This window comes from Devosia sp. (assembly GCF_965229025.1).
Classification (GTDB): Bacteria; Pseudomonadota; Alphaproteobacteria; order Rhizobiales; family Devosiaceae; genus Devosia_A.
Window position 1 is genome coordinate 1,841,153 of sequence record NZ_OZ245853.1, and the last position, 24,491, is coordinate 1,865,643.

Annotated in this window: 22 protein-coding genes and 1 tRNA gene; 9 read left to right on the plus strand and 14 right to left on the minus strand. The window is 62.7% G+C overall.

The window, feature by feature from the left end; translation table 11 throughout:
- Nucleotides 1–8: 8 nt before the first annotated feature.
- Nucleotides 9–1,448: a ribosome biogenesis GTPase Der gene (gene der / locus ACO06J_RS09145; protein ID WP_421760391.1), complete on the minus strand. Its 1,440-nt coding sequence runs from the start codon at nucleotides 1,446–1,448 to the stop codon at nucleotides 9–11.
- Between the two features lie 138 nt (nucleotides 1,449–1,586).
- A complete protein-coding gene (locus ACO06J_RS09150; RefSeq protein ID WP_421760392.1) occupies nucleotides 1,587–2,474 on the minus strand; it encodes a tetratricopeptide repeat protein in 888 nt (295 codons plus the stop codon).
- A 183-nt stretch (nucleotides 2,475–2,657) separates the two neighbouring features.
- Here ACO06J_RS09150 and ACO06J_RS09155 point away from each other — a divergent pair, with 183 nt between their 5' ends.
- Nucleotides 2,658–3,077, plus strand: coding sequence for a L,D-transpeptidase (locus tag ACO06J_RS09155; RefSeq protein ID WP_421760393.1), 420 nt, complete (start codon nucleotides 2,658–2,660; stop codon nucleotides 3,075–3,077).
- A 9-nt stretch (nucleotides 3,078–3,086) separates the two neighbouring features.
- Here ACO06J_RS09155 and ACO06J_RS09160 read toward each other — a convergent pair whose 3' ends face one another.
- On the minus strand, nucleotides 3,087–4,094 hold the full coding sequence (locus ACO06J_RS09160) for a tetratricopeptide repeat protein (protein ID WP_421760394.1): 1,008 nt from the start codon (nucleotides 4,092–4,094) through the stop codon (nucleotides 3,087–3,089).
- Nucleotides 4,095–4,263: 169 nt separating this feature from the next.
- On the opposite strand from ACO06J_RS09160, the gene ACO06J_RS09165 reads away from it, so the two are divergent.
- Nucleotides 4,264–4,989, plus strand: a complete 726-nt coding sequence (locus ACO06J_RS09165) for a polysaccharide deacetylase family protein (protein WP_421760395.1) — start codon at nucleotides 4,264–4,266, stop codon at nucleotides 4,987–4,989.
- 17 nt (nucleotides 4,990–5,006) lie between these two features.
- Nucleotides 5,007–5,810, plus strand: coding sequence for an alpha/beta fold hydrolase (locus tag ACO06J_RS09170; protein ID WP_421760396.1), 804 nt, complete (start codon nucleotides 5,007–5,009; stop codon nucleotides 5,808–5,810).
- Between the two features lie 21 nt (nucleotides 5,811–5,831).
- Here ACO06J_RS09170 and guaA read toward each other — a convergent pair whose 3' ends face one another.
- The 3 genes from guaA to ACO06J_RS09185 all read right to left on the minus strand — a co-directional run bounded on the left by guaA (nucleotide 5,832) and on the right by ACO06J_RS09185 (nucleotide 8,723).
- Nucleotides 5,832–7,403 carry a glutamine-hydrolyzing GMP synthase gene (gene guaA, locus ACO06J_RS09175; protein WP_421760397.1) on the minus strand — a complete coding sequence of 524 codons (1,572 nt, stop codon included), beginning with the start codon at nucleotides 7,401–7,403 and terminating at the stop codon, nucleotides 5,832–5,834.
- 65 nt (nucleotides 7,404–7,468) lie between these two features.
- Entirely contained in the window at nucleotides 7,469–8,173 is a 705-nt protein-coding gene (locus ACO06J_RS09180; RefSeq protein ID WP_421760398.1) for a Crp/Fnr family transcriptional regulator, read from the minus strand.
- Nucleotides 8,174–8,228: 55 nt separating this feature from the next.
- Nucleotides 8,229–8,723, minus strand: a complete 495-nt coding sequence (locus tag ACO06J_RS09185; protein ID WP_421760399.1) for a Crp/Fnr family transcriptional regulator — start codon at nucleotides 8,721–8,723, stop codon at nucleotides 8,229–8,231.
- A gap of 118 nt (nucleotides 8,724–8,841) precedes the next feature.
- Here ACO06J_RS09185 and ACO06J_RS09190 point away from each other — a divergent pair, with 118 nt between their 5' ends.
- Complete coding sequence (locus ACO06J_RS09190) at nucleotides 8,842–10,068, plus strand: acyltransferase family protein (RefSeq protein ID WP_421760400.1); 1,227 nt, start codon at nucleotides 8,842–8,844, stop codon at nucleotides 10,066–10,068.
- Here the strand turns inward: ACO06J_RS09190 and ACO06J_RS09195 are convergent.
- The 5 genes from ACO06J_RS09195 to ACO06J_RS09215 form a co-directional block, all read right to left on the minus strand.
- Nucleotides 10,061–10,546, minus strand: a complete 486-nt coding sequence (locus ACO06J_RS09195) for a TspO/MBR family protein (protein ID WP_421760401.1) — start codon at nucleotides 10,544–10,546, stop codon at nucleotides 10,061–10,063. The two genes, ACO06J_RS09190 and ACO06J_RS09195, sit on opposite strands and share 8 nt — an antisense overlap.
- Nucleotides 10,547–10,577: 31 nt before the next feature.
- Entirely contained in the window at nucleotides 10,578–11,876 is a 1,299-nt protein-coding gene (locus ACO06J_RS09200) for an RsmB/NOP family class I SAM-dependent RNA methyltransferase (RefSeq protein WP_421760402.1), read from the minus strand.
- Nucleotides 11,876–12,313: an MAPEG family protein gene (locus tag ACO06J_RS09205; protein ID WP_421760403.1), complete on the minus strand. Its 438-nt coding sequence runs from the start codon at nucleotides 12,311–12,313 to the stop codon at nucleotides 11,876–11,878. Before ACO06J_RS09205 ends, ACO06J_RS09200 begins: the two co-directional genes overlap by 1 nt.
- 2 nt (nucleotides 12,314–12,315) lie before the next feature.
- The gene (gene guaB, locus ACO06J_RS09210) at nucleotides 12,316–13,818 is read right to left on the minus strand and encodes an IMP dehydrogenase (protein ID WP_421760405.1); all 1,503 of its coding nucleotides are present in this window, start codon (nucleotides 13,816–13,818) and stop codon (nucleotides 12,316–12,318) included.
- Between the two features lie 161 nt (nucleotides 13,819–13,979).
- Complete coding sequence (locus tag ACO06J_RS09215) at nucleotides 13,980–15,269, minus strand: hypothetical protein (RefSeq protein WP_421760406.1); 1,290 nt, start codon at nucleotides 15,267–15,269, stop codon at nucleotides 13,980–13,982.
- 184 nt (nucleotides 15,270–15,453) lie between these two features.
- Between ACO06J_RS09215 and ACO06J_RS09220 the strand changes: the two genes are divergently transcribed.
- The 3 genes from ACO06J_RS09220 to ACO06J_RS09230 all read left to right on the plus strand — a co-directional run bounded on the left by ACO06J_RS09220 (nucleotide 15,454) and on the right by ACO06J_RS09230 (nucleotide 18,988).
- On the plus strand, nucleotides 15,454–16,851 hold the full coding sequence (locus ACO06J_RS09220; RefSeq protein WP_421762481.1) for a DHA2 family efflux MFS transporter permease subunit: 1,398 nt from the start codon (nucleotides 15,454–15,456) through the stop codon (nucleotides 16,849–16,851).
- A 22-nt stretch (nucleotides 16,852–16,873) separates the two neighbouring features.
- Entirely contained in the window at nucleotides 16,874–18,277 is a 1,404-nt protein-coding gene (locus tag ACO06J_RS09225; protein WP_421760407.1) for an MDR family MFS transporter, read from the plus strand.
- Between the two features lie 135 nt (nucleotides 18,278–18,412).
- Nucleotides 18,413–18,988: a DoxX family protein gene (locus ACO06J_RS09230; protein ID WP_421760408.1), complete on the plus strand. Its 576-nt coding sequence runs from the start codon at nucleotides 18,413–18,415 to the stop codon at nucleotides 18,986–18,988.
- Nucleotides 18,989–19,043: 55 nt separating this feature from the next.
- On the opposite strand, the gene ACO06J_RS09235 is transcribed toward ACO06J_RS09230, so the two are convergent.
- The 3 genes from ACO06J_RS09235 to ACO06J_RS09245 form a co-directional block, all read right to left on the minus strand.
- Nucleotides 19,044–19,748 (minus strand): RlmE family RNA methyltransferase, encoded by a 705-nt coding sequence (locus tag ACO06J_RS09235; protein ID WP_421760409.1) that lies wholly within the window; start codon nucleotides 19,746–19,748, stop codon nucleotides 19,044–19,046.
- On the minus strand, nucleotides 19,748–20,929 hold the full coding sequence (locus ACO06J_RS09240; RefSeq protein WP_421760410.1) for a Ppx/GppA phosphatase family protein: 1,182 nt from the start codon (nucleotides 20,927–20,929) through the stop codon (nucleotides 19,748–19,750). Before ACO06J_RS09240 ends, ACO06J_RS09235 begins: the two co-directional genes overlap by 1 nt.
- A 137-nt stretch (nucleotides 20,930–21,066) precedes the next feature.
- Nucleotides 21,067–21,453 (minus strand): DUF2147 domain-containing protein, encoded by a 387-nt coding sequence (locus tag ACO06J_RS09245; protein ID WP_421760411.1) that lies wholly within the window; start codon nucleotides 21,451–21,453, stop codon nucleotides 21,067–21,069.
- 259 nt (nucleotides 21,454–21,712) lie between these two features.
- On the opposite strand from ACO06J_RS09245, the gene ACO06J_RS09250 reads away from it, so the two are divergent.
- Together ACO06J_RS09250 and ACO06J_RS09255 are read left to right on the plus strand one after the other, a co-directional pair.
- Nucleotides 21,713–21,786, plus strand: a tRNA-Gln gene (locus tag ACO06J_RS09250).
- A gap of 656 nt (nucleotides 21,787–22,442) precedes the next feature.
- On the plus strand, nucleotides 22,443–24,389 hold the full coding sequence (locus ACO06J_RS09255) for a response regulator transcription factor (RefSeq protein WP_421760412.1): 1,947 nt from the start codon (nucleotides 22,443–22,445) through the stop codon (nucleotides 24,387–24,389).
- Nucleotides 24,390–24,491 lie beyond the last annotated feature (102 nt).

Genomic DNA, 24,491 nt, shown 5'->3' on the forward strand with positions numbered 1-24,491 from the left:
GAAATGGCTCAGTCCTTCTTCTTGCGCTTGTCTGCGAAGGGGTTATCGCCGCCGCGAATCCAGAGCCGGATCGGCGTGCCAGGCATGTCGAACGCGTCGCGCAGGCCATTTACCAGATAGCGTTGGTAGGCGTTGGGCAGCGCTTCGGGCCGTGAAGCGAACAGTATGAAGCTCGGCGGCCGGATCTTCGCCTGCGTCATGTAGCGCAGCTTGAGGCGGCGGCCGGAGACGGCCGGAGGCGGATGGCTCTCGGTCATGCCGGCGAGCCAGCGGTTGAGGCGCGCGGTGGAGACGTGACTGTTCCACTTCTGCTCCACGGCAAAGATGGCGGCCATCAGCTTGTCGATATTGCGGCCCTGGAGGCCGGAAATGGTAACCAGCGGCACGCCCTTAAGCTGCGGCAGATAGCGATCAAGCTCCTCGCGCAGTTCGGCGAGCTTGGCGTTCTTGTCCTCGATGGTGTCCCACTTGTTGATCGCGATAACGAGACCGCGGCCTTCGCGCTCGACCAGATCAGCAAGCGTCAGGTCCTGCTTTTCGAACGGGATCTGTGCATCGATCAGCAGCACCACGATCTCGGCGTACTGGATGGAGCGCAGCGAATCGCCGACGGCGAGCTTTTCGAGTTTTTCGGTGACGCGGGCCTTGCGGCGCATGCCTGCGGTGTCGACGAGGTTGATGACGCGGCCTTCCCACTCCCAGGGGACCAGGATGGAATCGCGGGTGATGCCTGCTTCCGGGCCAGTGAGCAGCCGGTCTTCGCCGACCATGCGGTTGATCAGCGTCGACTTGCCGGCGTTGGGGCGGCCGACGATGGCGACATTGAGGTAGCGGCCGGGATCCCAGCGCTTGGCGACGCCCTCCTCCGTGCTGCCGTCGTCTTCGGGCAGATCGATATTCACCTCGGGCAGGACATCGACCGGCATGGTGTGGTCGGTGACCTTGGCGGCAGCGGCATCAACTGCCTTCGAGACAATGGCGTGGAGATCTGCAAGACCGAGGCCATGCTCGGCGGAGAGAGCGACAGGTTCGCCGAAGCCGAGGTTATAGGCTTCCATCAAGCCGGGATCGGCGGCGCGGCTTTCGGCCTTGTTGCCGATCAGGTGCACGTCCTTGCCAGCCTTGCGCAGCACCTGGGCGAAGCGCTCGTCGAGCGGTGTGACGCCGGCCTTGGCGTCGATCATGAACAGGATGACGTCGGCATCGCGGATAGCGATCTCGGTCTGCTGACGCATGCGGTCTTCGAGCGACCCATCGGTGCGGTCTTCGTAACCAGCGGTGTCGAGGACGCGGAATTTCAGGTCGCCGATGTGGCCCTCGGCCTCGCGGCGGTCACGCGTGACGCCGGGGGTGTCATCGACCAGTGCGATCTTTCGACCCACGAGCCGGTTGAACAGGGTGGATTTGCCGACATTGGGACGGCCGACAATGGCAACGGTAACGCTCATGAAATGTTCCGCACGTGGCTTTTACCACGACTTCATATCACCGGGGCATGCCGGCGGCTGAGAGAATCGCACAGGGAGATCCTCCAAAAGGAAACGGCTCCCGCGCCTGGCGGGAGCCGCACAAAGACGTCGGCGGCCTTATTTGGCCGGCGCAGGCGCTGCCGGGGTTTCGGCGGCGGGCGCAGTGGTATCCATAGCCGGTGCATCGCCAACGGCCGGAGCCGCAGCGGTATCTGCGGCCGGCGCCATGGTGTTGGCATCGGCGGCTGGCGCCATGGTGTTACTGTCGGCGGCTGGCGCCATGGTGTTAGTGTCGGCGGCTGGCGCCGCCGGGGTGGCAGGGGCCTCGGCTGCCGCGGCAGCGGGATCAACCACGCCCTGCGCCACGAGCTGGGCGATATAGACCTGCATGCGCTGGCGGAGTTCCTGCGATGCCAGCGGATCGGCTATGGCATCACTGAACGCCTTCATGGCGCCATCGAGATCGCCGGCCTTGTATTTGACCAGGCCGAGGGCCTCTCGGGCCGCGTTGCGCATCGGGTTGATGCCATCAATCAGCGCGCCGACGCGCTGTTCAACCTGGGCAACGTCGCCGCCATCAACCAGCAACTGACCGGAGAGGACGTAGGCGAGGTCGCGGATATGCTTATTGGTTTCGGCGGTGGCAATAGCATCATACGCGGCGACGGCGTCAGCGGTCTTGCCCTCCTTGGCGAGCAGCGCTGCTGCGCGGAAGCGGGCAAGCGTGGGGTAAACGCCGGAGCCCTGCTTTTCCAGGTCATCAAGGGCCTTTTGCGCTGCGGCAGCATCGGTGCCGTCGGCAAGCTGCAGGGCGGAATAGAACTGGTCGGAAGAGCGTGACGAGCTGGAGCCCTGCCACCAATCCCAGGCTTCCTTGCCGGCCACGCCAACCACCACGAGGACCATCGCGATGATGACCCAGGAGCCGTAGCGCCGCCAGAAATTGCGGAGGCGATCGCTGCGCAGCTCTTCGTTGATCTCGCTGATGAAGTTCTCGTTGGACATGGAAGGCTACTAGTCTCCGGTCAAATGCGGCGGCACCATAGTGACCCGGCCTGCCGAATGCAAACCCAACCATGCGGTTTGGAGACCCTTGCCTCACAACGCTGTGAGCCGGCAGGCCGTTAACGGCGTGGCAATTGCGCTAGGGCAAAGTCTTTCCGGGTTCGTTGAGAGTGAGTGAGTAAGATGTTGCGTCGCGTTGCCGCCCTGTTGGTCTTCGGTTTACTTGCAACACCTGCACTCGCCGGGCAGATTCTGGTCGATGTCGATATCCAGACCCAGCAGATGCAAGTGCGTGTCGACGGCCGGCTCACCTATACGTTCGATGTGTCGACCGGCCGCAAGGGACACAGCACGCCCAAAGGCAGGTATGAAGTGGTGCGCATGTACGAGCGCTACTACTCCAAGAAATACGACAACGCTCCGATGCCCTACGCGATCTTTTTCAATGGCGGGTACGCGATCCACGGCACCAATGACATCAAGCACCTGGGCAAGATCGCCTCGCATGGCTGCGTGCGTCTCCACCCCGACAATGCGCGCATGCTCTACGATCTGGTGCAGCAGGAAGGTCGCGACAGCGTAACCATCAAGATCACCGGCTGACCATAGCAGCTACTTGCGCCGCCACTCGCTGGTGAGCTTGCGCGCCTGTTCGATTTTCTCGGGCGTCATGCGCTCGGCAAGGGACGCCAGGGCCTTGGTGGCACCGGCGTGGCCCTGTTGGGCGGCAAGGTTGAGCCACTTGTAGGCAATGACATCATCCTGCGGAACGCCGTAGCCAGCCTTGTACATCAACCCCAGGCTGTTCTGAGCGTAGGGCTCGCCCTGGTCGGCCGCCAGCGCGTACCACTTGACCGCCTGCTCATCATCCTGCGGGACGCCCTGTCCGTGATCGTAGAGCAGACCAAGATTGGCCTGAGCCGCGGCATAGCCCTGTTCGGCGGCCATCCTGAACCATCTGGCGGCCTCGACATTGTCGGCGGGAACGCCCCGGCCGGTATTATAGGCCACGCCCAGGTTGTACTGAGCCTCGGCGTGATGCTCATGCGCGGCGAGAGTGAACCACTTGACGGCCTCCGCTTCGTTGCGCGCCACACCGCGCCCGTCGAAATAGAGGGCCCCGAGGCTAAACTCGGCTTCGACGTCCCCCTGCTGGGCTGCGAGCATGTACCACTTGGCCGCCTCTAGTTCGTCCCTGGGCACGCCTGACTCGCCTGTCTGGTAGATGTTGGCGAGATTGAACTGGGAGTCAGCCCTGCCCTGGGCGGCCGCAAGCTTGTACCATTTCACGGCTTCGAGGACATTTCGCGGCACGCCCAAGCCAGTGTCGTACATATAGGCCAGGTTATGCTGGGCATCGACATTGCCCTGAGGCGCCGCGAGCCCAAACCACTTCAGCGCCAGCGCATTGTCCTGCGGCACACCCTCACCGTTAACGTACATGAATCCCAGAACGGTCTGCGCCATGGGGTCGCCAGCGTCCGCTGCGAGTAGCAGTTCGTGAAGTGCCGCGCCGTAATTGCCGGACTGATATGCGGAAATGCCCTCGTTGGTCCCAGCGAGGGCCGGGGTGGAGAGAGAAACGAGGACGAACAGTGCAGCAGCCAAGTGTTTCAACATGCTCTCAGCATAGCGCCGTACGTCTGGGTGAGTAAGGGGGACGCGATTGCGCCTATCAGATTGCTTCGATCTCGATCAGACCGGACTTTGATCAGGAAGCCGCGATGGCGACTGCAGTGAATGGAAACGCTGACAAAGGCGGGCTAGAACGGCGCTAATGGAGATCCTGATGGCTCGGTTCATGCGTTTTGCGCTTTGCGTGCTGGTTGGCGCGAGCATGTCTTCACCGGTATCCGCCTTAAAGCTGATCGAGCCCACCTTGCATATTGCGCCGGGCGGCGTCGACGGCCCCAGGGTGGCATTGACGCTGGACGCCTGCACCGGCGCGGTGGACGAGCGGATCCTGACGACGCTGGTGGACAATGACGTGCCGGCGACGGTCTTCGTGACTGGGCGGTGGTTACGGCACAACCCTGGTGCGTTGAAGGTGCTGCTGGCGCACCCGGACCTGTTTGAGCTTGAGGACCATGGTGAGAACCACATTCCGGCGGTGATCGGGAGCGAGCAGCCTTATGGGTTGATACCAGCAGGCACGCCGCAGGCCGTTACCGCGGAAGTGGGAAACGGGGCGCATGACGTGCTGGCGGTAAGTGGTCGGCAGCCGGTTTGGTACCGTGGGGCGGCGGCGCTCTATAGTGCGGACGCGATGACGCTGATCAACAGTATGGGCTACCGGATCGCCGGGTTTTCGCTCAACGCGGACCTGGGGGCGAGCCTTTCGGAAAAGGGCGCAGCAAAGCGGTTCGAGACCGCCGTCGATGGCGACGTGATTATTGCCCATGTCAACCAGCCGACACGTCCCGCTGGTGCGGGGATTGCCGAAGGAATTCTGGCGTTGAAGTCGAAAGGGTTCCGTTTCGTTCGACTGGAGGATGTGAACGAAATCGGCGGCTAGGCCGCAAAGGAGCCCCTATGGATACCCGCGATGATGACCTGATGCGATTTGAGGCGGAAGGGCCGCCTGCCCTTCCCACCGAAGTCGCGGGCCATATCGAAAATGACGGCGCCCACATCTGGTATGCGCGTTACGGCGCAGGACCGGCGGTCGTGCTGCTGCATGGCGGTCTAGGCAACGCGGGCAACTGGGGTTTCCAGGTGCCGGCTCTAGTTGCAGCCGGATATCAGGTCATCGTCATTGACAGCCGCGGGCACGGCAGAAGCACGCGGGACGACCAGCCCTATAGTTATGAACTCATGGGCTCAGATGTATTGACGGTACTGGACGAGGTCCGGGTGCAACGCGCTGCCATTGTGGGCTGGAGCGATGGAGCCTGCGTTGGGCTGATTCTCGCACGGCAAGTGCCAGAGCGGATTTCGGGAGTGCTGTTCTTTGCCTGCAACATGGACCCCAGCGGCACCCTGCCGTTCGTGCTGACGCCGGTCATCGAGCGCTGCTTCAGCCGACACCAGAAGGACTATGCGGCGCTCTCTGCAACCCCGGGTGCCTTCCAGCGCTTCGTCGACGCGGTGAGCCTGATGCAGCAGACGCAGCCGAACTACTCGACGGCGGACCTTGCCGAAATCACCGTGCCGGTCACTGTGGCATTGGGCGAAGGCGATGAATTCATCAAGCCCGAGCACGCCGATTATCTGGCGCGGAGCATCGCGAAGGCACGACGCGTGACGTTGCCTGGAGTCACGCACTTTGCGCCGGTGCAGCGGCCGGCGGTTTTCAATGAGGCAGTGCTGGAGTTCTTGGCAGCGTTGCCCGCCTAGCCCAGATCGGAAATCCTCGCGTCATTCCCACTCGATCGTGCCCGGCGGCTTGCTCGTAACGTCGTAGACGACGCGGTTGATGCCGCGGACTTCGTTGATGATGCGGGTCGCGGCGCGGCCGAGGAAGTTCATGTCGTAGGGGAAAAAGTCGGCGGTCATGCCATCGACCGAGGTGACAGCGCGAAGCGCGCAGACGAACTCGTAGGTGCGGCCATCGCCCATGACGCCAACGGTTTGCACCGGCAGCAGTACGGCGAAGGCTTGCCAGATCTTGTCGTAGAGGCCGGCCTTGCGGATTTCATCGAGATAGATGGCGTCGGCGCGGCGGAGGATGTCGAGCTTTTCGCGCGTCACGCCGCCCGGCAGGCGGATGGCAAGGCCGGGGCCGGGGAACGGGTGGCGTCCGACAAAGCGATCGGGCAGCCCCAGTTCGCGGCCCAGCGCGCGGACTTCGTCCTTGAACAATTCGCGCAAGGGCTCGACCAGTTGCATGTTCATGCGGGCAGGCAAGCCGCCGACATTGTGGTGCGACTTGATGGTCACCGAAGGTCCGCCGGAAAAGCTGACGCTTTCGATAACGTCGGGGTAGAGCGTTCCCTGGGCGAGGAACTGCGCGCCGCCGATCTTTTTGGCTTCATCCTCGAACACTTCGATGAACAGCCGGCCGATGGTCTTGCGCTTGGTTTCCGGGTCAGACTCGCCTTCGAGCGCGCCGATGAACTTGTCGGCAGCATCGACGTGGACAAGCGGGATATTGTAGTGGTCGCGGAACATCGAGACCACTTCGTCGGCCTCGTTCATGCGCATCAGGCCGTGATCTACGAAGACGCAGGTGAGCTGCTCGCCGATGGCTTCATGGATCAAAATGGCAGCCACTGAACTGTCGACGCCGCCGGAAAGGGCACAGATCACCCGGCCTTTGCCGACCTGGGCGCGGATCTTTTCGACAGCGCGCTGGCGATAGGCATGCATGGTCCAGTCGGATTTAAGCCCGACGATATTGTGCACGAAGTTGGCGAGGAGCTTGCCGCCATCGGGCGTGTGCACCACCTCTGGGTGGAACATGGTGGTGTAGTAGCGCTTGCGCTCATTGACCGCGACGGCAAAAGGCGCGTTTTCGGACGTGCCGACAACGGTGAAGCCCTCGGGCAGTTCGGTGACGCGGTCGCCGTGGCTCATCCAGACAGGATAGTTGCCGCCGACCTGCCAGACGCCGTCGAACAGCGGGCTGGTCTCATGGATATGCACATCGGCGCGGCCAAACTCGCGGGCATGGCCACCTTCGACGCGGCCGCCGAGCTGCAGCGCCAGTGTCTGCTGGCCATAGCAAATGGCGAGGATCGGCACGCCAGAATCGAACACGGGCTGCGGTGCTCGAGGGCTGCCCTCATCGGTGACCGAGGCTGGGCCGCCCGAAAAGATGACCCCCTTGGGCCGCAGCCGGGCGAAAGCCTCGCCGGCGCTTTGGAAGGGGTGGATTTCGCAGTAGACTCCGGTCTCGCGCAGGCGGCGCGCGATCAACTGGGTCACCTGCGACCCGAAGTCGATGATGAGGATGGAGTCGGCGGGGGGGACGGCGGCAAGCTCTGTCATGGCGGGGAAATAAAGGGCAGCGGCAGATTCCGCAAGCCTATCTTGAGGCAAGGCAGCGTCGTTTCCTACGCAACGCTGGGGAGTTCTCCGGCATCGTTGGCGCGCACCAGTTTGCCGGCGAGATTGCGATTGAGTGCGGATTCCAGCGTGCGGCGCAGTTGCGCGTCAGCTTCGATAGCGGCGGTGAGCTTTTTCTGGTCGAAGGACAAGATGCGGGTAGGCTTGACCACCGTGGCGGAGGCGCTGGCCGGAGAACCGGAGAGAAAGCTCAACTCACCGACATAATCGCCCGGGCCGCAGATCGCGACGATGCGGTCGCCTCGTTCAATCTTCACGATGCCATCGGCGAGATACATCAGCTTTTGCACGGGCTCACCCTCGGTGGTGAGGGTGGCGCCGGGCTCGAACTGCACAAGTTCAGCGTGGTCGAGCAAACGCTTGACGGCGCTGCGGTCGACGCCGCCTGGCATACTTTCGGCAAAGTGCTTTTCGTCCTCGGCAAAGCTGTGCTGGTACTCGTAGTACCAGATGAGGAAGAGCTGGACGACGTTGACGATCACGAAGATCGCTTCCCAGAGCACGCTGACAGGATCGAAAACGAAGAAGGCCCGGTAGATGATCTTTGCCACACCGGAGGCGACCGCCAGCGAGCGTAGAAGCACCATGCGCCGCATCAGCATCGAGACGATCAGCAGCAGATAGGTGAAGTGGCCAAACAAAATCGCGGGGTTTGAAAGCCCCGCGAGGAGTTCATTGATCCAAGACGTCATTGGCAATCCCGATAAGAAACAGAACGTGCGCTTGATCGAAATCGCCGTAAAACGGTCAGGCGCCAGGCATAGACTCGTTAGCAGCACGCAGACGCTGCACCAGCACCCGCATCAGGCTCAAGGCGAAGTATGGCGCCTCGCTGCTCATGAACAGGAATTGCTTTTCACCAACCGGCACCAGAACGCAATCGGTCTCGGCAATGACAGTGGCGCTACGCGGCTCGGAATCAATCAGGGCCATTTCGCCGAATATGCCACCTTCGCCAATGACCTGCAGCGTACGATTGCGCAACTGCACGGCGACGGTGCCGGACTTGACGACAAAGAACTCGTGGCCCGGCTCACCAGCCTTGAAAATAGTCTCGCCGGCCTTGAATGACCGGGTCTCGGTAGTCGCACGCGCCAGCAACGCAAAATCAATAAACGGTCGGTCCATCTTGCCCCACTTTCGGCTGGCGACGCAGTCGCCCAGCTCGTTTCCAATGCCCGAAGGCGATGACTGTTTTCTGACTTTTCCGTGACGGTTTGCTGACAGCGCATACCCTTTCATTCCAATGACTTACGGTGATCATCCGACGAAACGAGGTCGGGCTACTTGCATCGAAAGCCCTACAACCTCTAGACACTAGAACTCTTGCGCCTGGAGGGGCGACCTGGGAGGGCACAAGATGACCGATAACCGTCTGGCGGGCGCAGATTTCGTGCGCGCTGCGGCGTGCACAACTGTGTTGCTGCATCACTTGATGCAACGGTTGAACGCCGACGGGCCGCTTGATCCGATCTTGAGGGGGCTCAAGGTATTCTCCCATATCGGCACGTTCGGCGTTGCGATGTTCTTCGTGCTGAGCGGGTTTCTGCTGGCGCGGCCATTCTGGGAGGCGCTGGATGAGGGCAGACCCCTGCCCTCGCTAAGGGTCTACGCGTTGCGCCGCGTTGCCAGAATCGTGCCCGGGTTCTGGCTGGCGATGACTGTGACGTTCCTGCTGTCAGTGACGGTGTTTGCCGTCCCGTTTGATGGGCAACTGCTGCTGCGGTTTGCGTCAGGCATGTTGCTCGTTGCGGACTGGCATTGGGTGACGTTGTTTCCAGTCGAGATCAACGGCCCTTTGTGGTCGATCAGCTTCGAAGCCACGTCGTACGTCCTTATGCCGCTCGGCTTCATGCTGCTGTTCGCTCTGACTTGTGTGACCGGCAGGGGTTGGGGCGCGCGACTCGGTTGGGTGGCGGTGCTGGCGCTCACCCTCGCAGCGCACCTCGCATTCAAAGCCTGGTTCCCGATGGATGAGTTGCGGCGCGGCTGGGACTTCGGACTGATGGGCGGGGCCAAATCCTGGATGCCCAACTACAATCCGTTTTCGCTGTTTGCGATGTTCGCGGTTGGCTCCCTGGCGGCGGGACTGGAGGTGCGATGGCGGGGGCTGAGCAGTTGGGTCTTCGACCTGCTCTCGCTCGCCGGGATAGTGCTCGCGCTTTTTGTGCTGGCCGAGCAGATGAAGGTAGAAGAGGACAGCGGGTACGGGCTTCTGGGGATCCCCTACGCCTACCCGTGGATGGTGCTGAGTGTGGGGGTGGTGCTCGCGGCAACGCCGCATGCAGTCCTATTGGGCCGCGTGCTCGACAATCCAGTCACGCGTTATGTCGCGAAGATCTCGTTCGGCATCTATATCTGGCACTATGTCGTCATCGAACTGGTGCGGCAGTTGTGGATGCCGGGATTTACCTACGGCAACATGGGAGCGAGCGGCTTCGTCCCCACGGCACTTGGGGTAACTGCTGTGAGCGTGGTGCTGGGGCACCTGTCGTTTGTGCTGGTCGAACGGCCGGCGGTAGCGTGGGCGCGAAAGCGCGAGATACCGGCGGTTGCCGGAAGGGCGCCAACGGCCAACCTCAGTTGAGGATAGCGATCGAGAGATTAAGCAGGTTCGCAAAGCCCACCCACGCGGCGTAGGGCACGAACAGCAGCGCCGATACGCGATCCCGGTACCAACGATTGGCGATGAACAGCACGATCAGGGCCAGAATGGCGGCGATCACCACAAAGGCGGGCCAGAGCAGGTGCAGCGTGAACCAGGTAGGCGACCAGAGCCAGTTGAGCACCATCTGACCGACCCAAATGAGCATGGCGTGGCCGCGCGGCTCGACCATATAGGTGCGCCATCCAGCAACCGCGATCATGATGTAGAGCACTGACCACACCGGGCCGAACACCCAATTGGGCGGGTTGAAAGGTGGCTTGTTCAGCGTGGCGTACCATTCGCCCGGTGCGGACGAGACCCCGATCAATCCGCCTACGGCAAAGACGACAATGACGAATGCGGCCAGCAGAAACAGGGCGCGCGGGGACCGGTAGTCGGGGGATGCAATGGTGCTCATGCGGCCTAAACGCGCAAACCCCGCTTCTGGTTCACTCCGCCTTTCGCTGCAACTGGATGACGTAGAAACCATCTGTGCTGGTGAGCAGCGGGGTGATTGAAACACCACCTTCGGGAGAGAACCGGGCGCGTGCCTTGGTGCCGGAAAACTGGCTCATCCAGAGTTTGTTGCCGGGTAGAGCGACAAAATCGGGATGGTCGGCGAGAAAGGTCGCAGCCTGGCCGGCGTTCTCCTCAGGCAGGACCGAGCAGGTGATGTAGACCAGCGCGCCGCCCGGCTTCACATAGCGTGCGCCATCGGCGAGGATCGCTTGCTGCTCGGCAACGCGGGCGGCGAGCTGCTCGGGTGTGAGTTTCCATTTGGCCGTGGGCTGGCGACGCCAGGTGCCGGTGCCGGTGCACGGTGCATCGATCACCACACGGTCGAGTTTGCCAACGAGGTCGTCGAGCGCGCCCTTGTTGGGCGGGCGGACCTGGACGTTGCGGACGCCGGAGCGCTGCAGGCGGTCGTAGATCGGGGCGAGACGGGCGCGGTCGCTGTCATAGGCAAAGATCTGGCCCTTGTTGCCCATGACGGCGGCCATGGCGAGCGCCTTGCCGCCAGCGCCTGCGCACATGTCGAGCACCTGCTCGTTCGGCCGCGCCCCCGCCATGGCGGCGACAATCTGGCTGCCGAAGTCCTGCACTTCGAAGCCGCCTTTGATGTAGCCCTCGTCGGTCTGGACATTGGGCGTACGGCTGTCGCGGGTGCCGGCAGGAAAGCGGACGCCGTTGGGGATGAGCGCCTCGGCCTCGGGGGAGAGCCTTTCGAGGTCGCGCAAGACCTTGTCGCGGTTGGATTTGAGCGTGTTGACGCGCAGGTCCAGAGGGGGGCGGCCGGCGAGTGCCTGGGCTTCGGCGACCCAGTTCTCACCGAAGCTTTCGGCAAGATGCGACGCGGTCCACTCAGGGACATCAGCACGGACATGGTCGGGCGCTCCGGCGAGCGGGTCGGCGGCGGTGAGGCGGGCGGCCTCTTCGTCCGTGATTGCAGGTGGCGCGTGGGTGTCGCCTTCGAACTGGGCGTTGAGGCCTTCGACGGTCTCGCCCCACTCGCGCACTGCGACGCTGAGGATCAGGGCGCGCGGGCTGTCCGAGCCCATCGACCAAGCGTGCGAGCTTTTGCGGCGGAGGGCGTCGTAGACGAGGTTGCCGATGGCGGCCCGGTCTCCTGCCCCGGCGAACCGATTGGCGAGGCCCCAGGCCTTCAGCGCCTCGGCCACGGGACGCTTGTGTGCATCGAGATCGGCAAGCACATCGATGGCGGCGGCGATCCGGCCGGGCAGACGCATTAGTTCACTCCGAAGGCAGCGAGGGCGAGGCGGACCACGAGGTCAAGCCAGAGCCCGGACAAGATGATGAGGCCTGTGAAGAAGGCCCAGAAGCGGCGCAGGACGTGGTTGTGGGTCACGTGGATATAGGCATGGGCGTAGCGGGTGACGACGAAGGCCCAGGCGAGCAGCAGTTCCAGAAACGTTGTCCCGAACCAGAGAGCCAAGAGGCAACCGGCGTAGAACAACACCGGAAGCTGGAACTGGTTGTCGACCGCGTTGGCGACGCGGTGCTCGCGCTCCGGCCAGGCACCGCGATCGACGGCTATATCGCCCATCTTCACTTCGCCCTTCAGCACCAGCGGCACGCGGATGGTGCCGAGGTAAATCATCAGGCCGATGGCGAGGGCCCCCAGTGCCAGCATGGCACCCACTATGCCCAGGGCACTCGCCGTCATGGTCAGTTGCCGCCGCGATAGTTGGGGCTTTCGCGGGTGATGGACACGTCATGGACGTGGCTTTCGGACAGCGCAGCGCCAGAAATCTTCACAAACACTGCGTTGTCGCGGAAGTCGCGAAGGTTGTGCGCACCTGTATAGCCCATGGCGGCGCGGAGGCCACCGGCGAGCTGGTGCAGAACATTGCCGGCGGCGCCTTTGTAGGGCACCTGGCCCTCGATGCCTTCGGGCACGAGCTTCAGCGAATCCGAGACTTCCTGCTGGAAATACCGATCCGCCGAGCCGCGGGCCATGGCGCCAACCGAGCCCATGCCGCGGTACATTTTGTAGGAGCGCCCCTGGTAGAGATAGACCTCGCCCGGACTTTCATCGGTGCCTGCGAGGAGCGAGCCGACCATGGCACAAGAGGCGCCTCCGGCCAGCGCCTTGGCCAGATCGCCCGAGAACTTTATGCCGCCATCGGCGATGACAGGCACGCCCTGCTTGTCGGCTTCCTCGGCGCAGGCCATGACGGCCGCCAGTTGCGGCACGCCGACGCCGGCGACGATACGGGTGGTGCAGATCGAGCCCGGGCCGATGCCGACCTTGATCGAATCCGCACCGGCATCGATGAGGGCGCGGGTGGCTTCGGCGGTGGCGACATTGCCAGCGACGATGCGGGTGGAATTGCTCTCGCGCTTGATGCGCTCGACGGCCTCGGCGACGCGGACCGAATGGCCGTGGGCCGTATCGATGACGAGGAGGTCAACGCCGGCATCGATCAGCGCCATGGAACGCTCATAGCCCTTGTCGCCGACCGTCGAGGCGGCGGCAACCCGCAGGCGGCCCTGGCTGTCCTTGACGGCGCTGGGGTGAAGCTGGGCCTTTTCGATGTCCTTGACGGTGATGAGCCCGGTGCAGCGGCCATCGGCGTCGATGACCAGCAGCTTTTCGATGCGGTGCTTGTGCAGCAGCGTCTTAGCTTCTTCCTTGCCGACGCCATCACGGACGGTGACGAGGTTCTCGAAGGTCATCAGCTCCGAGATCTTCTGGCGATCGTTGGAGGCAAAGCGGACGTCGCGGTTAGTCAGGATACCGACCAGCTTGCCGGTGGTGCGGCCGCCGAGGCCGCCGTTCGAGACCACCGGGATGCCGGAGATACGGTTGGAGCGCATCAGCGCCAGCGCATCGGCAAGGGTCGCATCAGGGCCGATGGTGATGGGATTGACCACCATGCCGCTTTCAAAGCTCTTGACCTGACGGACCTGCTCGGCCTGCTGATCGGGCTCAAGATTGCGGTGGATCACCCCCATGCCGCCGGCCTGAGCCATGGCGATAGCCATGTTGCTCTCGGTGACCGTATCCATCGCCGAGGACAGGATCGGCATGTTGAGCGCGATGTCCTTGGTGACCCAGGTGCGGATGTCGACCTCGGTGGGCAGAACGTCCGAACGGGCGGGCTGCAACAGCACGTCGTCAAAGGTCAGCGCGCTATCGCCGGTGATGGATGTAATGATCTTTGCCAAGGGGTGGGCCCTTCCCATCTGAACGTCAGAAAAACGGAAGCCCGTGGGCGGGTCGACTCGACCCCGGCTCACGGGTTGGCGAGGGTGATTAGCACCGGGTCATGGGTTTGGGAAGGGCAGTTGGCGCATGGCGAGCCATGCGCGCTGCTGCCGCCGCTGGCTCAGGGCTTCGCGGCCAGCGCTTCGACCTCGTCAATCAGCGTTTCAATGCGGCCGACCATCTCGATGTGGCGTGCTTCCATGACGAAGTTGAGGGTCATGAACTCGCGACCGGGGCAGAAGGTGCAGATGTTCTGGGCGGGGTGATAGGCGCCGCAATAGATTGGCTCGATCATCCACTCGGTCACCGGCCCCATGGAGTGGTGCGGGGGCACCAGGGTCAGCACCGTGTCGGTCTGACCCGAAAAGCGCCAGAAGCGGGGACCGTAGAGCCACGGAAACAGCGCGTGGAGTTTGCGGTGCATGGTGAAGAGGGCAAGGATCGCCAACTGGAACTTGGTGACGTCCTTCTGCTCGATATCCCCCATCACCTTGTCGACGCTGCGCGCGTAGTCGACGAAATCATGGTGGAAGGGGAACTTGGCCTGAAGTGCGCGGACGCGGAAGAAGTCGTCATCGGCGGCTGTGCGCTTGGTATCGAGCATGGTGTAGGCGGCGGCGATGACGGCCTCGTTGTAGCGCCGATCGCTGTCTGAATGCAGCGCATGGGTGACGAGCGCGAAGTAGAGCGAACGCTGACGCACGCCCAGATTGTTTGCCAACTTGCGCAACCGGTCGCGCGGTAAGGCCAGCGTCTTGAAATGCATCGGCTTGTCCTTGGGGGACAAGATGTGCGCAAAGAATAGGTGGATCGAGGCTGAGAGCACCCCACTCAGAGCTCCCTTGATCCGGGCGCCGACTGAAACCTTGTTTTCCTTGTTAGACTGAACGCCGTGCCCGGCGGATTGCGACCGCGAAAGCAGTGCGGAGTCCGAGCCTTCCAGGACGCAGTGAGCCGACCGCACCTGGATCACCGAGGCGCGCCCCTCGCCGTCCGGCCCACCCTTTAGCGTGGCGGCCATGAAGCGGAAGAGCGGCAGATCGGGGTGATCGAAGATATCGGCGCTGGTCGAAAGCCACTTGTCGGGATAGCCCTCGAAACTGTCGACCATCTCGACGGAGGTGATGGCATCGAGCTGGCTTTCGGTGAGCGGATGTCCCGGACGGGCGCCCACAAAGCCGTGGGTCAGTTGCGGGGCTAGCGCGATGACCTGAGCCGCCAGATCCTTGAGCTTCTGCTTGTGGAAAGCGGCCTTGGAGAAGGCGGTGAAAAAGATGGTGTCCTTGCCCGCGAAGAGGAACCACTGGAAATCAGTAAAGAGCGCCTGCGGGTCTTTCTGAACGGCAGCAAAGGCCAGATCGAGTGACTCAGTCTGGCTGCCGGCAAAGCTTGAAGCTGAAAAACTCTTCATGGAACACCGAAAGGACGCAAGAACAAATGGCTCAGGCAGTAGGGCATCATCTGCCGCGCTGGTCAACGTCTCGCGATTGGTAAGGTTCAGGGTTGCGCGACGCGGGCGTCAGTCCTACACCAGTGCAGATAGTTTCAATCCTAACAGTGCCTCATTCGAGGCTGGTCCCTTGCGCATAGTTCCCCTGGTTCTCGCGGTTGCCCTGTTCATGGAGAACATGGATTCGACCGTGATCGCGACGTCGCTGCCCGCCATCGCCACCGATATCGGCGCCGAGCCGATTTCGCTGAAGCTGGCGCTTACCGCCTATTTTGTGGCGCTGGCGATTTTCATCCCGCTCTCAGGCTGGATGGCGGACCGGTTTGGAGCCAAGTCGATCTTCCGCGTCGCTATCGTGGTGTTCGTTGTCGGATCGATCTGCTGTGCGTTTTCGGATTCGCTGCTGACGTTCGTACTGGCGCGATTTCTGCAGGGCATCGGAGGGTCGATGATGACGCCGGTGGCGCGGTTGGTGCTGGTGCGCTCGACGCCGCGAAACGAGCTGGTCTCGGCCATGGCGTGGCTGACCATCCCTGCCCTGATCGGGCCGATCACCGGGCCTCCGCTGGGCGGATTCCTGACCACTTACCTAAGCTGGCATTGGATTTTCTGGATCAATGTGCCCATCGGGATCATCGGCATTATTCTCGTGACGCGTTTTCTCAATGAGGTTGAGGTACGGAACGAGAGACCGATCGACGTGCCAGGGCTGATCCTTTCCGCCGTCACCTTTGCGGGTATCATGTTCGGATTTTCGGTGATCAGCCTGCCGGCGATCCCGACGGTGGCTGGCTACACAGCGATCGCCGTAGGCGTGGTGACTGGGCTGCTCTATCTCAGGCACGCCCGGCGGGCGGAATACCCGATCCTCGATCCGAAGATGTTTCGCCTGCCGCTGTTCCGCAACGCGATCATCGGCGGCTCGCTATTCCGCATCGGCATCGGGGCGTTCCCCTTTCTGATGCCGTTGATGCTTCAATTGACGTTTGGGCTGACGCCATTTGAATCCGGGCTGACGACATTTGTCGCGGCAATCGGAGCGATCATATCGAAGTTTGGGGCGGAACGGCTCTATCGGCGGTTTGGCTTTCCACGCACGCTGATGATGACGGCGGTGATCGGCTGCGGCTTCCTTGCCATCAATGGGCTTTTCACCCCGACGGTTCCGCATTGGCTGCTGATGGCCTCGTTGCTGATCGGCGGGCTGACGCGCTCGTTCTTTTTCACTGGGGTCAATGCGCTGGTGTTTTCCGATGTGGATGAGGCTCGAACCAGTCAGGCGACCGCGATCAACGCGGTGAGCCAGCAGCTCAGCGTGGCTGGGGGCGTGGCCGTAGCCGGCGGTGCATTGGAGCTTGCCTCGCGTACCCACGCCGGCGGACTGATCCTCGCCGACTTCCATATTGCCTGGTTCGTGGTGGCGGCGGTGGCCGTTTCCAGTGCCATCCCCTTCCTGCGGCTGCCGCCCGATGCCGGCAGCGATGTATCGGGGCATCGCGCCAAGATTGCCAAGGGCATGAAGCCCGCCGGAACGCCTGCCTGACTCTTAGCTGAAAGTTGACGCCGTGACGGCCCTTCGCCTTACCCCACTCATTCTCGCCGTTGCCCTGTTCATGGAGAACATGGATTCTACCGTGATCGCGACGTCGCTGGCGGCGATTGCACATGACATAGGCACCGAGCCGATTGCGCTGAAGCTGGCGCTGACTGCCTATCTGGTGGCGCTCGCCATCTTCATCCCGATCTCGAGCTGGATGGCCGACCGGTTCGGGGCCCGGCACGTATTTCGATGGGCGATGATCGTCTTCATCCTCGGCTCCATCTGCTGCGCCATCTCGAACTCGCTGCTCACCTTTGTTCTTTCGCGGTTCCTTCAGGGTATGGGCGGGGCGATGATGACACCGGTAGCCCGGCTGGTGCTGGTGCGAGTGACGCCGCGCAACCAGCTTGTCGACGCGATGGCCTGGCTATCGATCCCCGGGCTGATCGGCCCGATCGTCGGACCGCCGATCGGTGGAGCCATCACCACCTATCTCAGCTGGCACTGGATCTTTCTGATCAACGTGCCGATCGGGCTGCTCGGCGTAGTGCTGGTGAACCGGTTCCTGCCGGAATGGCAGCGCAATGCGCCGCGAAAGCTCGATTTCATCGGGTTTGTGCTGGCTGGCACGACCTTCGCAGGTTGGGTGTTTGGTATCTCGGTGCTGACGCTGCCGGCCCTGCCCGCGAGTTTTGGCTATGGTGCGCTGATCCTTGGAGTGATCACGGCGGGACTCTATTTCTGGCACTACAAGCGCACCGAGCACCCGTTGCTGGATTTGCGTCTGTTCCATTTTCCGCTGTTTCGGCAGACAGTTATCGCCGGGGCGTTCTTCCGCTTCGGCGTGGGCGCGACGCCCTTCCTGTTCCCGTTGATGCTGCAGTTGGCGTTCGGCTTTACGCCGTTCGAAAGCGGCATGGTGACGTTTGCCGGCGCGGTGGGCGCCTTCATTGCCAAGTTCGTGGCCGAACGCATCCTCCAGACCACCGGCTTCCGCGCCACGCTGGTGTGGTCGACCCTCGTGACGGCGCTCGGCATTTTCGCGCAGGCCAACTATGCGCCCGAAACGCCGATCCCGCTGATGCTCGCCGTTCTGGTGGCTGCCGGGTTCTTTCAGTCGATGTTCTGGACCGCCACCAACGCCTTCGTCTTTGCCGATATCGAGGACAAGGACGCCGGCCAGGCCAATGTGATCAGTCAGGTTGCCGTGCAGCTGTCGCTGGCTTTTGGCGTGGCGCTCGGTGGCGGAGTTCTGGAGGGCGCGCGACTACTTGGCGGCGGCGGCGCGCCAACTCTGGCAGATTTCCATCTGGCCTTCTGGGTCGTGGGCGCAGTGACGCTGGTGTCGACCGCCATGTTCCTGCGGGTGCCCAAGACGGCGGGGCAGCATATATCAGGGCATGGAAGGGCTGCGATTTCGGCGGAATAGTGCTTCGCCTTCGGTAATACCGAACAACCTGTTCATCGGCAAAGTCTCAGCGACTTGATCTGACGCAAGTGTGGCAAGGCATCGAAGGCGCATCACTGCGGGGTCGATTTCACTCACACCCCGGAGTTACTTTAAATGACTGATTTTGCGGCATTTGACACGTCGCGCGAGCACCTGACCATTCCAGCGCTCAGCGGATTTTACGACAAGATCGCCCAGCCGATGGCGTGGGCCCTGTTCCGACTCGCAGTCGGCGGCATGCTGGTAATCGAAGGCTGGCCCAAGATCATCGCTCCACTCGGGCAGGTCGGCTTTGTGGAAAGCCTCGGGTTTTTCCCCGGCTGGTTCTGGTCGCCGGCGCTGGCCGCGATGCAGTTTTTCGGCGGCATGCTGATCGCTGCGGGGCTCTTTACCCGTCCGGTGGCGCTGGCCAATGGCGTGATGCTGGCCATCACCCTGTGGTTCCACTGGGCACACCCTTATGGCGACGCGATGCTGACCCAGGCCGGCATCGACGCGCTGAAGGCGCAACCTGAGCTCTTCACCGCTAATGGCCTGACTCGGCTTGCGGATGGCGGTGGCAAGTTCCTCGCCCAGGTGCAGGACAAGGCGATCCTCGCCTCGCTGTTCTGGACCGGTGGCACGTTCCTCTTTGCAGCGTTTGGTGGCGGCTACCTGTCGCTCGACAACCGGCTGAAGAAGCACTTCTGATCGGCACGATCACACGAGGCTATGCAGGGCCGGCGTCAATGCCGGCCTTGCCGTTTTATGAATCGGGATTTGCACCCTTGAAGCCGCGAGCCAGAAGATAGGTCTCGGCTGAATCTGCCCGGCTCGCCTTCGGTTTGGCGTGGATGGTGGTGGCGAAGTGGCGCTTGAGCATGCCGAGCAGTTCGTGTTCGGTGCCACCCTGGAACACCTTGGTGATGAAGGTGCCACCGGGCTCTAACACGCGAATGGCGAAATCGGCGGCAAGCTCCACCAGCGCGATAATGCGCAGGTGGTCGGTGGCGCGGTGGCCGGTGGTTGGCGCCGCCATATCGGACATTACGATATTGGCCTTGTGCCCGCCCATCGCCGCGATCAGCGCGTCGGGTGCGTCCTCGTCGTTGAAATCCTTCTGCAGCAGGATCACGCCGGGAATGGGTGCCATTTCGAGATAATCGATGCCGACGATCAGCGGCTTTTCATCGGTGGAGCCGATTATGGGCGCCGCAACCTGGCACCAGCCGCCAGGGGCTGCGCCGAGATCGACAATGCGCTGGCCCTTGTGGAACAGCTTGTAGCGCTCGTCGAGTTCCTGGATCTTGTACGCGGCGCGCGACCGAAACCCTTCGGCCCGGGCCTTGGCGACATAGGGGTCGTTGAGCTGGCGTTGTAACCAGAGCGTCGAGCCGATCTTGCGCCCCTTCGAGGTCTTGACCCGCACCTTGAGTTCGGTGCGGCGGCCGGGGCCACCCGTCTTGACCATCAGCGGTTCCTTTGCGGAGCTGGGCGACTGCCGCGATCGGCATCGATGAGAGAAATCAGGATGCCTTCGCGGAGGCCGCGATCGGCGACGCGCACACGGTCAGTGGGCCACTCGCGCCTTATGGCCTCGAAGATGGCGCAGCCGGGCAGCACCAGGTCGGCGCGATCCTTGCCGATGCAGGGATGCGCAACGCGGCGATCGAACGACATGCCGAGCAGCGCCGACATGGTGGCGTCGATCTCGACCTTTGACATCCAGAGACCATCGACCTTCTGGCGCTCGTAGCGCTCGAGGCCGAGATGCAGCCCGGCGAGCGTAGTGACCGTGCCTGAGGTGCCGATGAGGTGGACTGGATGCTCGGCGATCATCTGGCGCAGCTTTTCGCGGCCGCGAAACTGTCGGAGGTGGCTTGCGACAAACGCTACCATCGCCTCAAAGCTCTCGTGGGTGACATCGACGCCGCCGAACTTTTCGGCGATCGACACCACGCCGACAGGCAGAGATTGCCAGGAGCGGATGGAGGCGGCCATGCGGCCCTGCCGCTTGGGGCGGCCGCCGCGGAAATCGAGCCAGGCGAGTTCGGACGACCCGCCGCCGATATCGAACATCAGCGCGCCAGCCGAGCTTTCTTCGATCAGATCGGCGCAGCCGGTGACTGCGAGCGAGGCCTCGGTCTGACGATCGACGATTTCGAGCGCAAGGCCGAGTTCGCGCTCGACCCGCGCGATGAACTCTTCGCCGTTCGAGGCTGCTCGGCAGGCCTCGGTGGCGATGAGGCGCATGCGGGTGGGCTCGTGCTCGCGCAGCTTGTTGCGGCATAGCCGGAGTGCTTCCATGGTGCGATCCATCGCGGCATCGGACAGCCGCCCGCTGGCCGACAGACCCTCGCCCAGCCGGACAATACGGGTGAAACCATCCAGTACGCGAAAGCTCTGCTCATGCGGACGGGCGATCAAAAGGCGGCAATTGTTGGTGCCAAGGTCAAGCGCCGCATAGAGCGGGCCGCGTGGGCGACGCGGGTGGGATGGCCCCGGCGGGTGCGTCCGCTGTTCCGTCGCGCCTGGTCCAGGATGCCCCCCGGTTTTGGCGGTCGTCGCGACGGGACTTGCGCCCTGCCCCGGACGGTGCCGTTCAGACCCAATGAGGCCCTCTGCGGCGGCGGACCGATCAGGATCGGTCAACCTTTTGCTCCGTGTTCTGCCCGGTCGCTCAGCGCGGTCGAAACCGGAGGCGCCCTTGGCAGTTTGTTTCAGTGTCGGAACAAAGGTAGTGGATCAGGGGGTCTGGCGCAACGCCACAAATGCACAGGGGTTACCCGCTACAGCCGATGGAGCTCGAAGGTGCGGCAGAAGACGCCGGAGCATGATTGGAGGCGCAGTGTGTTGGTATCGACCAGCGTGACTTTGCCGTCATAAGTCTCGCCGTCATAGGTCACCGTGCCGGTCCAGGTGTTGGCCTCCACCGGAGCGGCGCCGCGCACGACGTAATTGCCCAGCAGCGCCAGATTTTCCAACGTGCGCGCATCGTCGCGCAACCATGTCAACCGTGCGCACAGCTTCTCGCCCTCACCACAAAAGCTGACGCGGTAGCGCGATTCGCCCGTCGTCACTTCCCACTGGCCCACCGGCGTAGAGCCGGCCGCGATGGCAGGCAGGGGTGCGGCAAACGCGAGCAAAGCTAAGCCAAGCCGGATGAGCGGATACATGGCAGTCCTCCAGGATTTGGGGGCGATAGAAATATGGGATCATCCATACAACTGCGGCCAAGGGCAAAAGGTTCCCTGCCATCAGAACCTGCGGCAATCGGCCCGGAAGCGCCGACAAGAGCAGTTCCCTTGGCTATGGGAAACCATGGCGAAGATTGCTTGTGTCAGGGTGTTGATCCCGCGCACAAATGCCGCTAGAAGGCTCGCCGAAATGCACGGGGCACCACTTGTCGCCCGCGCATTCCAGGCCTGAAGCGCTTGGGGAATAGTTCAACGGTAGAACTACGGACTCTGACTCCGTCAATCTTGGTTCGAATCCAGGTTCCCCAGCCAGCCTTTTTGTCAAATATTTCAGTTACATACCCTAGAACACTGATGCGACGTGGCGGCGCGCTGTAGCTACACCGGTCGGTAGGCGCGGCAGCTGGGTCCGACGCGCCACGCACAGGGCTTTCTCCGCAATCTGGCTGAACGGCGTGGCGGTAGCTGGCACCAGTCTTGCGCCAAGGCTACGCTGACGCCGCCGTGGCTTCCCGGTTGCAATCTTGCTTTTCCTGCGGGAGCATGTGGCGCACAGGATAGCGCACTTGGCACCCTCGACCATTGGCAAGCAGACACTTCGAGTCGATCGCGAGCGAAAGCGACGCGACCTGCTTGCAAGCCAGCAGTCCATCGTTCTGCTTGAAGCTCCGGCAGGAATGGGAAAATCGGTCCTCCTGGGACAATTGGCGGCTGAACTCGGTATCTCGGTTCATTGTTCTGCGACGGCGCCCCCCGATGGCTCAGCCGCAGTTACGCTGTGGGATATCCCACCCGGGAGCGTTCCTGCGCCTCTGCCCGAGGTCTTTGTGTCTGGTACGCGGCGGATTGTCATTGCGAAGCGACCCGATACGCTTCTGCCCGGGCTGGATCGGGCCAGTGTCTACGGGCGTGTTCGCCGATTTAGCATACCAGAACTGTTTCTCGACCGAGAGGAGCTCCTGGCAGCCATGCCAGTCAGGCTCGTCAACCGCGTGCTCCAGCAATCGAGCGGCTGGCCGATATTGGTAGGCGAGTCTGCCCTCGATGCAGAGCAGTTAGAATATTTCCTCGCCAACGAGTTCCTAGCCCCGATGAGCGCCCTGGATCTCGTTGCGCTGGACACCTGGCTCAACGGACGTCTCATCGAGCTGACTACGCCTGCGCTTCTGCCGCTGTTCAACCTCGTCCGCCCAGCACTGCGTGATGCCATGGTCGAGACAATGGCTTACCGGCGCAGCCTTCCTGAACGCGCTGCCGAGCTCGCAGCGGCCTACGCCACTCTGGGCATGCTTACAGATGCCATCAGTACATGGCAGTCGATCGGCCGCTTCGAGGAGGCATTCGCCGCATTTGATGCCGGCGGGGGGCGCTTCTATCTCTACCGGCATGGGGCCGCGGCTTTCGACCGGGTTCTGGCGGGCTTTCCCGCAGAATACGCGCTCGGCAATGACACGCTGGTGATGAGCCTTGCGATGCAGGCGCTCAAGCATGGCGAGGTGACACGCGCTCGGCGCCTTATCGCTGAGCGTTTCGGCAGCGGTATCAATGACCTTCACAGCGTCTTCAGCCATCGCGGGCGCTACAGTACCGACCTCCTCGCATTCCGGGTCGTCATGCTGATCTACGAGGATTATCTGCTCACAGAGGATCTGCTCGAACAGGTTTTCAGCACCCTTGCCGACCTGTCGATCGACGATCACATCGTGCGGGGCAGCTTCTACAACTCCGTTCTGGAGTTTTATATCCGCGGTCGGCGCCTCGCGGCAGCCGAGGACATCGCCCAGCGTGCGCTCTACCACTACGAGCAGGCGAGCGTCCCAATGCTCGCCTTTTACATCAGCCTGCACCAAGCCCTGATGCGGCTGCTGATGGGCGATGCCAACAGTGCGCGTCGGCACGCCGAACAGGCAGCACGCTACTTGGACGCTGTGGACTTCGACAGCCCGGGCGATGCGCGCCTGCTCGCCCTGCTCAATGCCTGCATCGACTATGAGGGCGGAAAGCCCGAACCGCTGGCCCGTTTTCTCAGCACCGAACTCGACGGCTTCGTCCACGGGGAAATCTGGCCCAGCCTGATCGAGTTTGCCCTGCACTACGGCAGCCAAGCGCTCAGCGAGCACTTCTCCACCCTGGCAGCGCGCAACTTCCTCGACCGGTGGCGCGTCTACCAGGTCTCGAACCGCCAGTTCGGAGTGATGATCGAGCTGCGCGAAGCGGCCATTCTGCAGAACGCAAATCGCTGGCAGGAGGCGGCGGAAAAGACAGCTGCAATCGGTACACGGATCACCCGCGCCTGGGTCGCCGCCGCCGGTGAGGAACTGGAACGGCTGAAGAACCGCGACGACATCGTCCAGGCGATGGTGTGGCTGCGCCACATTGTCTACGAGCAGCCGACCCGACCTCACCTTGAGCGGCAGCTTGGCTTTATCATCGGCAATCTCAACCTTACAGGCCGACAACGGCTAGGCGCTGAGGTCTGGCTGGCATTCGTCTACAAGCGGCAGCGCAACCTGTCCCGGGCGCGCGCCCTGCTGCAGAAGGTTTTCGAGGAGGCAGCGCGGCTGGGCGCAATTGCGCCCCTCGCCGAAGAGCGGGTGTTCCTCAGCGAGCTGATCGAGCAGCGCCGCATCGGCGAGTATCTCGAGATTTCTGCCCCCGTCCGGCAGGTGCTGCGCCGCTTGCGTGATGGTGGCCTGCCCAACTCGGCGCTCGGCGCCCAGAATGGCCTTAGCCGGCGTGAGACCAAGGTGCTGATCATGATCTCCGAAGGCTCATCGAACAAGTTCATTGCCAACGCCCTCGACCTTAGCGAGGCGACCGTGAAGTTCCACCTCTCCAACGTATATCGCAAACTCGGATGCTCGCGGCGGCGGGAGGCCATCAGTGCCGCCCGTGCGCTTGGCCTTCTGAGCTAGAACCTAGACGTTTTAGTCGAAAACCTAGCCTTCGTTGCGCCTTGAGGGCAGCGCCTGCGGCGCGCCAAGCTGGTCTATCGGGCTGGCGCGACCGCAAGGCGA